13 protein-coding genes and 1 pseudogene are annotated in these 13,928 nt (G+C 45.6%); 1 reads left to right on the forward strand and 13 read right to left on the reverse strand.

Annotation, left to right across the window (positions count from 1 at the left end; translation table 11 throughout):
- Positions 1–7 precede the first annotated feature (7 nt).
- From IT893_RS15775 to IT893_RS15785, 3 genes are all read right to left on the reverse strand, one after another.
- A complete protein-coding gene (locus IT893_RS15775) occupies positions 8–1,849 on the reverse strand; it encodes an ABC transporter ATP-binding protein (RefSeq protein ID WP_197145872.1) in 1,842 nt (613 codons plus the stop codon).
- A 40-nt stretch (positions 1,850–1,889) separates the two neighbouring features.
- Positions 1,890–3,206 carry an N-acetyl sugar amidotransferase gene (locus tag IT893_RS15780; protein WP_197145880.1) on the reverse strand — a complete coding sequence of 439 codons (1,317 nt, stop codon included), beginning with the start codon at positions 3,204–3,206 and terminating at the stop codon, positions 1,890–1,892.
- A 377-nt stretch (positions 3,207–3,583) separates the two neighbouring features.
- The gene (locus IT893_RS15785) at positions 3,584–4,399 is read right to left on the reverse strand and encodes an SDR family oxidoreductase (protein ID WP_197145882.1); all 816 of its coding nucleotides are present in this window, start codon (positions 4,397–4,399) and stop codon (positions 3,584–3,586) included.
- Between the two features lie 346 nt (positions 4,400–4,745).
- Between IT893_RS15785 and IT893_RS20315 the strand changes: the two genes are divergently transcribed.
- Positions 4,746–4,868: a hypothetical protein gene (locus tag IT893_RS20315; protein WP_353799520.1), complete on the forward strand. Its 123-nt coding sequence runs from the start codon at positions 4,746–4,748 to the stop codon at positions 4,866–4,868.
- 39 nt (positions 4,869–4,907) lie between these two features.
- Here IT893_RS20315 and IT893_RS20320 read toward each other — a convergent pair.
- The 10 genes and pseudogenes from IT893_RS20320 to IT893_RS15835 form a co-directional block, all read right to left on the reverse strand.
- Positions 4,908–5,315 (reverse strand): annotated as a pseudogene (locus IT893_RS20320) (Gfo/Idh/MocA family oxidoreductase); the annotation flags it as partial.
- Entirely contained in the window at positions 5,300–6,127 is an 828-nt protein-coding gene (locus tag IT893_RS15795) for an SDR family NAD(P)-dependent oxidoreductase (RefSeq protein ID WP_197145884.1), read from the reverse strand. The gene IT893_RS15795 and the pseudogene IT893_RS20320, both read right to left, overlap by 16 nt.
- The gene (locus IT893_RS15800; protein WP_064779752.1) at positions 6,102–6,794 is read right to left on the reverse strand and encodes a cytidylyltransferase domain-containing protein; all 693 of its coding nucleotides are present in this window, start codon (positions 6,792–6,794) and stop codon (positions 6,102–6,104) included. The genes IT893_RS15795 and IT893_RS15800 overlap by 26 nt, the downstream gene beginning before the upstream one ends.
- Before the next feature lie 58 nt (positions 6,795–6,852).
- On the reverse strand, positions 6,853–7,932 hold the full coding sequence (locus IT893_RS15805) for a Gfo/Idh/MocA family protein (RefSeq protein ID WP_157097692.1): 1,080 nt from the start codon (positions 7,930–7,932) through the stop codon (positions 6,853–6,855).
- Complete coding sequence (gene hisH / locus IT893_RS15810; protein WP_083996942.1) at positions 7,926–8,576, reverse strand: imidazole glycerol phosphate synthase subunit HisH; 651 nt, start codon at positions 8,574–8,576, stop codon at positions 7,926–7,928. The genes IT893_RS15805 and hisH overlap by 7 nt, the downstream gene beginning before the upstream one ends.
- Entirely contained in the window at positions 8,576–9,346 is a 771-nt protein-coding gene (gene hisF / locus IT893_RS15815; RefSeq protein WP_064779755.1) for an imidazole glycerol phosphate synthase subunit HisF, read from the reverse strand. The genes hisH and hisF overlap by 1 nt, the downstream gene beginning before the upstream one ends.
- 34 nt (positions 9,347–9,380) lie before the next feature.
- Positions 9,381–10,424 (reverse strand): nucleotidyltransferase family protein, encoded by a 1,044-nt coding sequence (locus IT893_RS15820; protein ID WP_064779756.1) that lies wholly within the window; start codon positions 10,422–10,424, stop codon positions 9,381–9,383.
- Positions 10,424–11,524 carry an N-acetylneuraminate synthase gene (gene neuB / locus IT893_RS15825; RefSeq protein ID WP_064779757.1) on the reverse strand — a complete coding sequence of 367 codons (1,101 nt, stop codon included), beginning with the start codon at positions 11,522–11,524 and terminating at the stop codon, positions 10,424–10,426. Before neuB ends, IT893_RS15820 begins: the two co-directional genes overlap by 1 nt.
- Entirely contained in the window at positions 11,521–12,714 is a 1,194-nt protein-coding gene (gene neuC / locus IT893_RS15830; protein WP_064779758.1) for a UDP-N-acetylglucosamine 2-epimerase, read from the reverse strand. The genes neuB and neuC overlap by 4 nt, the downstream gene beginning before the upstream one ends.
- Entirely contained in the window at positions 12,704–13,918 is a 1,215-nt protein-coding gene (locus IT893_RS15835; RefSeq protein ID WP_197145886.1) for a LegC family aminotransferase, read from the reverse strand. The genes neuC and IT893_RS15835 overlap by 11 nt, the downstream gene beginning before the upstream one ends.
- Positions 13,919–13,928: the final 10 nt, after the last annotated feature.

Below are 13,928 nucleotides of genomic sequence, written 5' to 3' on the forward strand. Positions count from 1 at the left end.
TCACCAACTACTTCGAAGGAGCCATTTGTGAGAGATCAACAAGGGATCGGAATTGTAGACACTCATTATAAAGTTGTTCAAACGTTCCTGTCTGCAGTATACGCCCACTATCAAGCATAATAATCCTATCGCAATCACGTAATGTACTGAGCCGGTGAGCAATCATTATGATTGTGGAGTTTTTCCTGATTTCACAAAGGGCATCACTGAATGCCTTTTCATTAGCCGAGTCCAAGCCGGAAGTCGCTTCATCAAAAACCAAAAAATCTGGTCTCTCATAAAGCACGCGGGCAATCCCCAAACGCTGTCTTTGCCCACCGGAAAAACGGGAACCATCCTCTCCTACGAACTCGTGAATCCCATTTGGGAGGGTGCTTACAAATTCCTTCATTTGAGCTATCTCGAGGGCTTCCCAAACTTTCTGCTCATCAATATCTTCCGAAGCTTCGCCGAAGGCCACATTACGAGCCACCGTATCTTCGATAATAAAAACCGATTGAGGAACAAAACCGATATGTTTGTGCCAAGCACGCAAGTTTTTTTGCTCGCTAAGAGGCACATCATCAACCAAAATTGTCCCATTTTTGGGCGCAACCAAACCCATAAGAAGGGCAACTAGAGTGCTTTTCCCAGCTCCTGAGGCACCCGTAATCCCAATAGTTTCTCCCTTGAAGATCTCAAAATCCGCGCTCTCCACCGCGCAAGCCTGTGATTCTGGGTAGCAATATGAAACATCTTTGAAAGTAATTTTTGACTTGAAGGGTAAAGGATCAGGCTCAGTTACAGGCTTAAATATTCCTCGCTCAAGCTGATGGAATTCGTCAGCAATTATATCCACTGCATTGTTACTGATGTTCATCAATTGTAGCGAACCTAAAATTCGGTTTATTACCGGTGTCAGGCGAAAAAACGACGCCGCAAGGAGACCCAAAATAGCTAGTCCTGGCTGCTCTTGAGTGCTAAAAAACATCACATAGGTCACGACCGACAATATGCCAACGATAACCGCTCCCTCTGTTACCAGAGGAGGAATAGTTGCCATGAAGTTATAATGGGCTTGCCTTCCAAAGTTTCTAAACTCCACTTTCGCATATGCATCTAAAAAGAAATTTTCTTTTGCAGTTAATTTTGTTTCTTTAATCATACCAATAGACTGACGCATTATACTTTGGCGAACTTTGAAAAGATCGTTCAGCTCAGCCCCGATTTTCTTAAAAGGCCCTCTCATGAAAGCGTAAAGTGCCCAAGAAACGAAAGCGATTAGCAACAAGCTAAGCAACATTTCTACAGGCAAAACAAAAGTTAGTAGAATACAAAGCCCAATTAATATTGCGAAATTAACTAGTAAATTAATAAAAGGCGCAATAAATTGATCATATACAGCGGCCGTCAACGCCATATTTCGAATGATTTCTGAACTAGACTTGGCTAAGTGAACGCTATAGTCAGAGAAGAGATAAATATTCATCAATCTCTTTGAAAGATCTCCCTTCCATTGCGCTAAAGAACGCATCTGCATCCAATTGAACATGAGCATATAAGCGTTCTTACCAAGCAAAACTAGCCCAATCAGTCCAATAATAGCTATCGACAATGTAGTGTCTGATTCAATTCCAACAAAGTCGACTACTTGAGGAAGATACGGAATATTGGCAATTTTGTCAGGTGCAACTATAACGACTAGGAGCGGGAACACCAACCCCACCCCTGTCATTTCTATAAGTGCAGCAACAAAGCTTAGAACGACAAAGCCAAAAAATTGAGCCCAGCGAACAGATATTTCAGCTGCCACAAAGTCTAGCCCAACGGGAGACAAAGTTAGCCTTAGAAGTTTTAGCAGTTTTGACATGTAACCCTACTCGTCACGTTCTGCATATTTAAGCTTTTCACTAGGCGTCGTCACAAACAGTGCGCCTTAATTGCCATTGATTCCCTTCAAACTTCCAAAGGTGTGGTGAACGAAAAGTATTAGTTAACCTATCAAAGTATTCTCTATTCATTTCCGGGTGCTCAAACATTTTCGATGCTACAGGAAAATCTTTTGGGCTAATACTCAGGTAATCGAAGTTTTCCTTCTCAAACCTTTCGGAATATTCCCCATCAAATCGACGCACTAGACTAATTGCTTCATCTCTATCAATTTCGCCATTCCTAATTTCTTGCGAAGAATCATAGGTTGCGCGCCCAATACCAAACTTGATGAAAGTAGTATAGTAGTGCAGGTCATCAATCTTATCGTCAATGGAGCTATATTTGCTGTAGGTTCCTGCAGAACGCTCAGGAGCGGCCTCAAAACCACCATGCTCGACAGAGTAGTAGTAACATTCTTGCGGGTGCCACGGAATGTAATAACCAAGATAGTGCACGTCGACGTTTGCCTGCTTCAGTAACTCTGGATTTGGTGGCATATATGGCTTCAAATCGTGCTCACTCAGACCAAATGAGCTTTTGAGCTCAGCAACGGAGGTTCCCGCCAAGTAAATTTGGGATTGGTCTGGACTAGAAAAGAATTCCCAGTCTTTTGTCGCTTTGTCATCGGCAGCAGACGAATTGCCATATTCCGTCGGATTCTCGCCATAAAACACCAACGGGATGCCAAGCTGAGCAGCCATTTTAGGGGGGAAGTACATCTGTCCCATAATAAACGGCTGGAACGGATGGAACATCTGCTCCAACGCCAAACGCGTTAGAAGCCTATGAGCACGTCCATTGGGAGTGAAAAGATAGTTGTCGAACCCTGCATGCATCCAAGCTTGGAAATTTCGCCAGCCCCAATCAGTATATATATGGGGGGCCCAAGTAACAGTCAGTGGGTTCATTCCATATTCATACTTGAGCTTGTGAGCAGCAAAAAAACTATCCTTGCCTCCCGACCCGGGCACAAGACAATCGTATCCGCCGTCGTTCCGTCTATATCTGTCACATAGTTCACGGAGCCGTTGTTCACGCTCAACCCAATCAATATTCTTCTTTTTCTCAGCAATTCTGCAAGCGGCGCACACACCTTCATCGTCGAAGTCAACAGTCGGCTTGTTTGAAGCCCTAGTATGTTTGTACTCCTTTTCGGAGTTTGGCTTCTGGTTGCTATACGTACACGATTTGCAGAACTTCACGTTAGATGGCAGGCCATAAAACGGCTTGGCATCTGAAACATCTGCGGCGTATTGCGACAAATCTACGGGCTTTGGGTACGGAATGCGTTCCATAATGCTATCCTGTTGTTACTGTTTCGCTACAAAGGGCAGTTTTTTGGGGCTTCATAGCGACCTATATAGGCATTAGTCGCCGCAGCGTTCTCGCGGCTTTACTTTGGCTACGACTCAGAACAACATCATTCAGATGTCGGCAGTCTAATCTGGTTGCAGACGGTCATGATGAGTTAAATTAGGCAAGCTATCCAATAGGTACAAATTTAGCTCTGCAGTAACTGATTTTGAAGCCACCTTCAACCTGTATGAGGAGGGAAAGGACTCCAATGCGGCTCAGAGTCTTGTGAGCTAGTAATATCGAATGCTCAGCGACGGCAAGAAAAAGGCAGACGTTTCCCAAGTTACCCTTAAACACCAACCTTTAGAGCGACGAATCACCAAACCGATAGACCTCCATCGACCATCACATTTTGGCCGGTGAAATAGCTTGAAGCGTCTGACGCTAAGAACAAAATGGCTCCGTGCAGTTCGTCATCCCTACCCATACGCCCTAGTGGAATGCGTGCGCTGTACTTTTTTTTGAAGGTCTCGTTTTGCCCACTTTCAACTCCTCCCGGAGACAAAACGTTCACACGAATGTTTGCTTCTGCCCAATATGTTGCGAGATAGTTAGAAAGACCTATCAAGGCTGCTTTTGAGGCGCTATAGACTGCGGGTGTGTTAATTGCCACCCCCATGTATTCAGAGCCTTCATAAATCCTTTGGTCAGGCGCCAATACACCGTAAATTGAGGACGTATTAATTATACTCCCCCCGTTCCCCTGCTTGACCATTTGTGCGCCTACGGCCTGAGCGACCAGAAATGCGCCGTCGATGTTTATCGACATCACCTTACGCCAAAGATCAAGGTCATAGCTTTCGAACGGAGCAAAAAAGGCATTGAGATCGTCTGCTTTACTTGCTGCATTGTTCAATAAAACATCGATAGAGCTAAATTGTCTAACGGCAGAATTTACCATTGATGTCACACTATCCTTGTCCGCAACATCACATGCCAAAGGCATTATCTGAGCGCCTGGAACATTTTGGAGAATGTCCTCACAGGCCTTTTTAGCTCGCTCAATGGTTATATCGACAAGCACTACTGAAGCACCATACTCGGCGAGTACCTTGCAAAACCCCTTGCCTAAAATACCTCCACCGCCCGTAACTAGTGCAGTTTTTCCCGTCAGGTCAAAGTGTTTATGCATTGGAGACCTCAAGCATCTGAGATGGGGGCATCGATTTTGCCAGTCGAATCAAATTCATCGTACCGATAACGCTGTCTGGTGCTATTGGAGGTTTACGATCGACAACCATATTAAAAAAGCGCTCAAGAGTTCGCCGGAATGCCATAAAGTTATTGGCTAACTCCAAGTGCAAATTTCCGTTTTCTCCGTAAATGTTTATTCGAAAAGTCTTAGCAACCTTTCCGAGGCAATCCAAGCGAAGCGCAACGTCATTGTCGTAGCGGATATCATAAGACTCGTAGCCGGTATCCGCCCGAGAAATAAATCTCGGCTTACTGAATCCAAGTCCAGAGAGAGCATCCAAGATATGAATGCCGTACTTATCAAGGTCATTCACCACCGTCGCAGATACAAATCGAATATCGCCAATTTTATCCTTATTCTGTGTATATTCTTCAAGTTCGATCGCATAACGAAGGCCAGAGGTTGACATCAGCAAGCCAGCCTTGAGATATGGCTGGAAGGCCTCCAGTTCTGAAATATCCAGACTCAAAGGTTTATCAATGAAGACAGGGATACCAGCTTCTAGGAATGGCATTGCAAATTTCGCATGCGTCTGCCAATCGTCCCTGGCAATAATTAAAGCGTCAATTTGCCCCAGCATTTCTTCAGGCGCTTTAACTGCCCGCTCAATATTGCAAGCTGCGCATAGCTTCTGAGTCAAGGAGTGATCCTGCGTCCACGCACAACAGATTCTCGCGTCGCCAACCCCAAACCTGTCAGCAGGCTGGCGACTTAGATAATCAAGAATAACTGGCCATCCGGCCTCAGAAAATGCTTTGCGATCATAGCCGTTTACGATCGCCGAAAAGGAAAACGGATGACCGTTTCCCTCGCTGAAGCCAATGATGCCAGTACGGATCACCATACTGCCCATCCCCCGTCAACACATATGTTCTGCCCCGTAATATAGGCACCAGCGTCACTGCATAGCAGCCCAGCAGCTCCTTTAATATCAATTGGGATACCGATACGTCCCATGGGATTTTTTGCTTTAAGCCTCTCGATAAAATCCGGGTTTTCTAACTGCGTGCTTTCGAACGGAAAGGGGCCAGGACTAATACAATTGACCCTGATACCTTGAGGCGCCAAGAAGCTCGCCAAATATTTAGAAAGCTGTATAACCCCAGCTTTAGCCGCCCCGTAACTTGGTGGGTTTGCGAAACGTTCACTGTCATACATCCGATAATCTGGTGCGACGTGACCGTACATCGATGCAATATTCAGGATAACACCGCTTCTCGGAGACAGGAGCGGAACGGCCGATTTAATAGTTCGAAAAACACCATTCAAGCATACTTCGATATCCAGATCCCAATCCTCATCCGAAATCGACTCAAATGTATTCTTGCGACCTGACCACCCGGTGTTGACCAAGATATCCAGTCCGCCCTCTGTAACCTTCGACGCCTCTTCACAAAGTTTTCGGATTGAATTTCGATCCGTAATATCCACGCCCAAAGCTTGGTGATCACCCTTGAACCTCTCAGACAACTGTTTCACAAATGTCTGACACTTTCCCTTGTCGCGGCTAGCGACAATTACCCGAGCACCAAGCTCTGCAAGAGTGTACGAGATCTCACCACCAAGAAGACCAGCACCACCGATAACTAGCGCATCTCGACCTTTTAATGACAAAAGGTCGTTTAGGCTGCGCGCTTCTTTAGGATTCGAGTATGGCGTTTGCAATTATAAGATCCTTTCTATCATCAATATCTATCACTTTGTCTTTAGAGATAATCTCAGCCCCGATCTTACCAAACAGAATATTGGGTCCGTTTGTCGGAAGTCTATCGGCTCGGAAAGCGTAAACAGCACCGTTCAGCTGATAAGCGGCGGAAAGTTCCTGACGGGGTTTCCATGGAATTGCACCATCGATGAAAGGCTTTGGGATACCTTGTTCAATCTTCCAACATCTTTCCGGATTGATCTCCGCACTATGAAAAGTCGCAATTGAATCTAATTCTTCATCTAGCATTCTTCTCAGGCAATTTAAGATCATCTCAGGAGTGCGAAACGGAGATGTCGCTTCGAGCAGCACAATGATGTCGGGAGCTTTACCCTCTTGCTGCTGCTGACTAAAGAAATGCCGCACAGCATCGACCACAAGAGCAGAATCCGTTGCAAGTTCGTCCGGTCGCCAGTGAATCTTTGCTCCTAGATCTGCTGCAACCGTACCGATTTTCTCGTCATCTGTGGAAACAAACACTTCATCAATTTCGGGCGTGGCAAAAGCAACATCAACAGGCCACGCTAGCAGAGGCTTACCCCCCAGATCACAAAGATTCTTGTAAGGAATCGACTTACTTCCCCCTCTAGCAGGAGTGAGAGAAACGACCCTTTTCCCATTCAACATTATTCAAGCGCCCACTTAAGATTAAGGCAATTAATCAACACTCACCTTTTGCAAAAATCTATGCCCAAGGGAAAACTTGGTCATCAGAGTTATCGTTTGACCCGATACTGACAAGGACCGAGCTCTTTTGTGCAGAAGCGTAAGCTGCGGCTAAAGATGCGACAATTTTCTTTCCGTTCCCACCGGACGGATAATTCTCCCCTTGCAACAACGCTGACATAACCTCACGGGTAGGCCCAACGTTATCTGCCTGCGGGAATGCTATTGTTTTTCTATCCCATGGCATCCCGTATCGGGTCATAGGTTGACTTTGATGCTCCAAGAGGCGCGCTGTAACGATCATCTCGCCCTGCAACTCATCAACAAATACGTGACCAAATTGGGTCGCATACATTGACGTCATTCCGTGCCCTTGATCATGACCTATGCTCAACTTCAACCTTTGACCATTTTCAGAAATAAAAAGAAATTCTCCTGCCTGATCAAAGTAACGAGGGCCTCGAGGATTCTGAAATGGCTCACCTGTGAAATGGCCAGAAACTCTTGAAGGCCATGTCCCGGTTAAATAATTGAATGCCTCAATGTAATGGGATCCATTCATTGCCAGTCCGAAACACCCTGCAACAACATTCATGGAAGCAAGGAGACCCAATTCACCACGCTCGAGCTCCTTCTTCACCAATGCATACTGCGGCATAAAGCGCATCTGGTGGTTCACTGCAAGAGCAGTTCCTGATTTTTCACAGGCATCAATCATCCTGTCACATTGCTCCACCGAGACAGCCATCGGCTTCTCGCACAGGACAGCTTTGGAAGATGAGCTTGCAGCGAGACAAACCAATTCGCAATGCGTATCAGCTGTTGTCGCAACAATAACTAATTCGGCGCCCCCTAAAGAATCAAACATCTCTTGAGCATCAGAAAAGCAGTTCGATTTAGCGACACCAAAGTCATCAGCAAGGTTGTCTCGAACCTCTTTCCTAGTGTCACAAATCGCTTTTAAAGACATCCCTAGGTCTACAGCGGCCTGAGCGTGAGCTCTTCCCATACGGCCCGCTCCAACTAAATAGACAGATTTACTGTTCACGGCTGCTCCACATGGATTTTCATAGTTTTCAGAAGAGTTTGAACTTAGCAAGAGCGATCGCCCAGGGAAATAAAGTTTGAAATAACTTTCAATCCAATAGGGCCGCTCTTTTCAGGGTGAAACTGCAAGCCATATAGATTTTCTTTGCGCACTGCAGCGCATAGCTCTACCCCGTTGTATGAACATGTGGCTAAAACATCTTGTTCTCTCTCAGGATATGCAGCATACGAGTGGATGAAATAACAGTCAGCACCTGGAACGATTCCGTCCAATACAGTGCCTTCCCAAGCTTGCTTCTTCGGTTCTAGTCCTTCCCAGGTAACGTGAGGCACGCGATGTGGGTAGCCATCGCCCCCTTTATCAGGAATTTTCCGAACTTCTCCTGGGATCAGCCCCAAGCCTTTATGATAACCAAACTCGCAACTACCTTCCATGAGCATTTGCATACCCACGCAAATACCCAGAATTGGCTTCCCGCTCTTAATATATTCCAAAACGGGCAGATCAAGTTTCTTTCCACGCAACGAAGAAATGCATTTCCCAAAAGCACCGACTCCAGGCAGAATCAGCAGCCTCGCATTTAAAATTGCTTCTGGATCACTTGATAAAACAGGAGTTGCTCCGCAAACAGAAACGGCTCTCTCAACGCTTCGAATATTCCCTGCGTCATAATTAACAATTAAGAGTTCAGTCATCAAATTTTCCTCACCGGGATACCAGCTTCCAACGCTTTAGCGCGCACATCTTCAACCGACATGCGTTTGTAGTGCAGAACGTCAGCCATAGCGACCGCCTCAGCCTTTCCTAGTTCAAAGGCAGCAATCATGTCATTTGTATCCCCCATCCCTCCGCTAGCGATAACTGGAACATCAACCGTGGAGGAAACTGCCTGGATCAACTCAATATCAAATCCTTTGCGTGTACCTTCTCTATCAACAGAAGTAATAAGAACTTCGCCTGCACCAAGGGCCGTTGCTTTTTTCGCCCATTCGACAACGTCCAAACCTGTTTTCTCACGGCCGTTATCCGTGTAAGCTTCCCATGTCCTTGGGCCCACTTTCTTTGCCTCAACTGACAAAACGATGCACTGAGACCCATAAATGTTTGCCAGTTCAGAAATCAGATCTGGTCGTCTCACAGCGGCAGTGTTGATAGCTACTTTATCAGCACCGCATCGCAACATTTCCCCGACATCATCAGCAGAGCGAATCCCCCCTCCAACTGTAATAGGAATAAAAACATTCTCCGTTGTAGATCGGACGATATCGCCAAGACCATTTCTCTGATAAAGACTCGCGACAACATCCATATAGATGATCTCGTCAACGCCTTGCTTATAGTACTCTTCAGCAAATGAAGCCGGGTTTCCCAGTTTTCTGAGCCCTTCTAAGTTTATAGATTTGATTAAGTTCGGTGCCTTAACGTCCAAGCGCGCAATTAGTCTTTTTTTGCTTTTTGAGATCATCTCGTACGACTTCCAAAAATCTTAGATCTTAAATTTACTTATCCGAATACTCTTCATTCGCGAGCTCTAAATCATCTGGTCTACCAACATCCCTCCAAGCTTCGAGAATAGGAAAGACGTGAGTCGGATAATTCGACTCCCTGATAATTTCAAATAAAGTTGGCATATCCAAATACTGGTTTGGCTTCACAAAATTCAAAACATCTGGCTCAAGCAGATAAATTCCCGCATTCACCAAATAGGTTGATGTTGGTTTTTCTTCAATTTGTAAAATTTTGTATCCATCGACATTAACCACACCGAAAGGCACTTCATAAGAGTGTTCGCGCACGCACATGGTCGCTTTACAAGGATGGGTGTGATGGAAGTCTATCAAGTTCCGAGTGTTAACCTGCGTTAACACATCGCCATTCATAACTAAAAACGGATCCTTAATGTCTTGGTTTATCAAAGAAAGAGCCCCTGCAGTACCTAAAGGCATTTTCTCTTCAACATAACTAATATTTAATCCTTTGAATTGCCCGTCACCAAAATACTCTTTAATCATTTCACCTTTGTAATTCAGCGATATTACAATATTGACAAACCCTTCACTAGCAAGTCTATCAAGTATGATTTCAAGCATGGGCTTACCTGCGACATGAACCATCGGCTTGGGAACAGAATCCGTAAATGGGCGAAGTCTCTTTCCTCGACCACCAGCCATAATTACAGCAGTATTTGGAATCTTCTCTTGGTTCAAAAGTCCATCAAGGGTTTCAAGCCCAACCAATTTTCCGTTTGGCCCCAAAATAGGAACGTGTCTCAAAACCCTGCTCACCATCATGCTCAAGAGGTGCTCCTTGTCATCAAGCAAGTTGGCAGTAGTTGGCTTAGAGTTCATCACCCGTGAGACCGGAGCATCGAAAGGCATACCATTCAAAATAGCGCGTCTAATATCTCCATCAGTAACAGTTCCTAACAGTTCGTGTTCAGGGCTGACAATGAGGACAATTCTTGCAGGGTGACGATCTAAAATCGCGATCGCCAGCTTAACTTCATCTTCAGGCTCTAAAACAATTTCTGATATATCCTGCATCAAATTTGGTCTTCCAATACTGAAGTATCTATCATCTCATCTTCGAGATAATCACGGTTTGACTTGCGCCCAAGAATATCCCAGATAGCCATAGGCGAAAGCCCTCCACCGGGCCGCTTGGCAGTAACATCAGCTGCTGTAAATTCTTCACCTGACCTTATGTTACGTTTTACCACTAAGCTTTTACGAACAACGTTCAAGTTTTCGCCTTCGGCATCGTTGCAAACCTTCGTTGGCAGTCCCATCAAACGTTCGACATCACGAACCCCAGCAACTAATTTTTGCAAATCATGAGGCTCAATGGATGCGGCGTGGTCTGGTCCTTCCATCCCACGGTCTAACGTAAAGTGTTTTTCAATAACAGTTGCTCCATTGGCCGCTGCGGCAATTGATGCCATAATTCCTTCAGTGTGGTCCGAGTACCCAACAGGTAAACCAAAATGCTTGGCTAGCGTCCCCATTGCGCGCAAATTGACTTGATCAAAAGGTGTTGGATATTGGGTTGTGCAGTGTAGAATTGTAACTTTCTTCTCCAACATTTCTATCCCGCGCTCGCTTTCACGGGCGGCTCGAAATGCTTCCATCCTGGGACTTTCGCCCTGAGATGAAAGATATCCGAATGCGAGAACCCCCAATGCATCGGAGATTTCTTCTACCGTGCTCATGCCTGTCGAGAAAATGATAGGTAGCTGAGAACGCGCAGCCTCTAACAACAACATCCCATTTGTTATCTCACCAGAGGACATTTTAAGTTTTTGAACCTTTACGTCACGAACAAGAAAGTCGAGTTCCTCCAAGCCGAAGGGAGTAGACAAGAACTCTATCCCCGCGTTTTCGGCATAATCTTTAAGTTCAAAATGGGCATCTCGACTTAACTCTAGGACTTTTAACATGTCATACTGAGAACTGTCTGACTTGCTATTTCGTTCTTGGTAACGCGCCTTAGGAGCTGATTTCGTAACCAAATTTTCTGAAAAGAAAGTTTGAAACTTAACCGCATCTGCCCCGGCTCTGGCTGCTTCTTCAACCAAATCTTTAGCAATTTGCAGTGATCCGTTATGATTAACTCCAGCTTCAGCTATAATATAAACTTTATTCATTTCCGCTGATTTTCCTTATCTTCGTCTACGTCGAAGAAGTGTTTAACCAATATATGATCAAGGTTAATACCTTTAAGAATCTCTTTTATTTTTTTTGAAATCTGTCCTGGCTGGCCATATGGATTCTCAGAAGAAAACACTGATTCGAGGAAATCTCTCGACATACACATATTTATAGTCTTCGTTATATCTAGAGGTACGTTTACACAGTCTAAAACAGATGGGGCGCGCAAGCGACCTTTCTGGCGATCACCAATATTGACGGCGGGAACACCTGCAGCTGGTGCCTCGATAATACCACTTGAGGAATTCCCGATTACCACATCGACAAGCTTCAACAGCCCCAAATAACGCGCCTGACCAAGAGAAGTGGTAACCAAAACTCTATCTGGATATTTTTTTGCAAAAGCATCCAACTCGGCATTTATAGCTCGCCCTCCAGCATCAGCGTTCGCTTTAGTGATAATACAGGTTGCGTCATCGAAAGCGGCTAAAGCTTCTAGCAAAGGCTGAACTGCGGCACTAGGCTCTTGATTTGCGAGGGTTTCAGGATGAAATGTCACAAGAAATAAGGGAGCCTTTAGCTCAATACCTAAGCTTAACTCCAAAGAAGTGCGATCAGGTAAATCCATTGCCGCGAAGTTATCTAATCCAGGTGCACCAAACGCAAATACATTTCTCGGATTTTCCCCCATTTGGATTACCCTCTGCCGATAAGACTCGGCAGCGGTGAAGTGAAGGTGCGCCATTTTGGTCACTGCGTGTCGAATACTCTCGTCAACGGCGCCCTCTGTCGTTTCGCCTCCATGAATATGCGCCAGAGGTATCTTCATCAACATTGCCGCCTGAGCAGCAGCAAGAATTTCATATCGATCACCTAACAGCACAACAATATCTGGCTTCAGCAGGTCATATGCATCGGCAAAACCTATGACCGCCCTCCCTGTCGATTTAGTGATACTTACGGGCGTGTCGCCAGTCAGCGACATATCAACCTTCGCATTAATATGAAAACCATCTTCTTCAATATACCGATAGGTATAACCAAACTCTTCCGAAAGGTGTGAACCGGTAACTATCGTTTGAAGCGCCAACTCGTCATCGCAAGCTATCTGGCTCATTAAATTAGATAGAATTCCGTACTCAGCTCGTGTCCCAGTGACAACGCAAATCTTACGCTTATATGTCATCCCTCCCCTCCGCCAAGTAAGAACTACTGGGCGTATTGATGACACGAGCTGCCATGTCTTCAGCACATGATAAATCCATTCGGGGGTTCTCAGTGAACATTGGCAATGTATGCATCAAATTCCAAACGGGACGGCACCAAAGGCCTGCCTTATTAAGAGCTTCCAGAACTCCATCTCGCTGCTCAAATGACGTCCCTGGTTTCAAAACGATCGCATTTAACCAGTGGTTCGACACTGAGTCCTCTGGAACCACCAACAAATCGATATCAGAAACATCTTTCAGGATATTTCCATAAGCCTTAGCCAACTTCCTTTTTAGCTCTATCCTTGTGTCCAGTTGTTCCAGCTGAGCACACCCCAAAGCCGCATTGATGTTCGGGAGCCGATAGTTATAGGCAACACAATCATGCTCATACAGCCACGGATGGGGACGCTTCGCCGTGGTGCAAAGATGGCGGGCGCGCTCAGCAACCTCGTCGCTATTTGTTAAGACAGCCCCACCACCACCGGTGGTGATGATTTTATTACCGTTAAAACTTAACGCTGCTGCATTTCCAAACGATCCGACTGGTCTTTCTTTATATTTAGATCCCAGCGCCTCTGCTGCATCTTCAATAATGAGCAGATTGTATTTACTAGCAAGATCAACCAAAGCCTCAATATCCATAGGGATACCAAATACGTGCATTGGCACAATGGCACGCAGCACCCGCCCTGTCTGGCGATTTCGGAATACTGGGCCATTTGATCCCTCGCCATCCGCTACTGCTATTTCTTCGAGATATCTTGCCAATTTTTGCACATCTACGCCAAGACGATCTTTATCGCAATCGACGAAGTGTGGCACGGCTCCAGCATGGCAAACGGCATTAGCAGTAGCCACGAATGTCAATGCTGGCACAAAAACCTCGTCATTTGGACGAACACCTGTTGCCATGAAAGCAGCATGTAGTGCAGCTGTACCATTTACTGTTGCTATCGCATGACGAACCCCGCACCTGTCCGCTAGCTCATTCTCAAATCGATCAACAAAAGCACCAACGGAAGAAACCCACCCTTCGTCTAGGCAAGACTTGACATACTCCCATTCCCGCCCCCGAAATTCCGGCTCATGCAAAGGGAAGACTTCTTGATCAATGGGCAGCACTGAACGCAGAGCACCGACCAGTTTCTGGATCGTTGCAGCTGTCAACGACGTGTCCAAACTCGCATCT

Origin of the sequence: Thalassospira sp. A40-3 (genome assembly GCF_015871485.1) — a bacterium.
In the GTDB taxonomy this organism is placed as follows: domain Bacteria; phylum Pseudomonadota; class Alphaproteobacteria; order Rhodospirillales; family Thalassospiraceae; genus Thalassospira; species Thalassospira tepidiphila.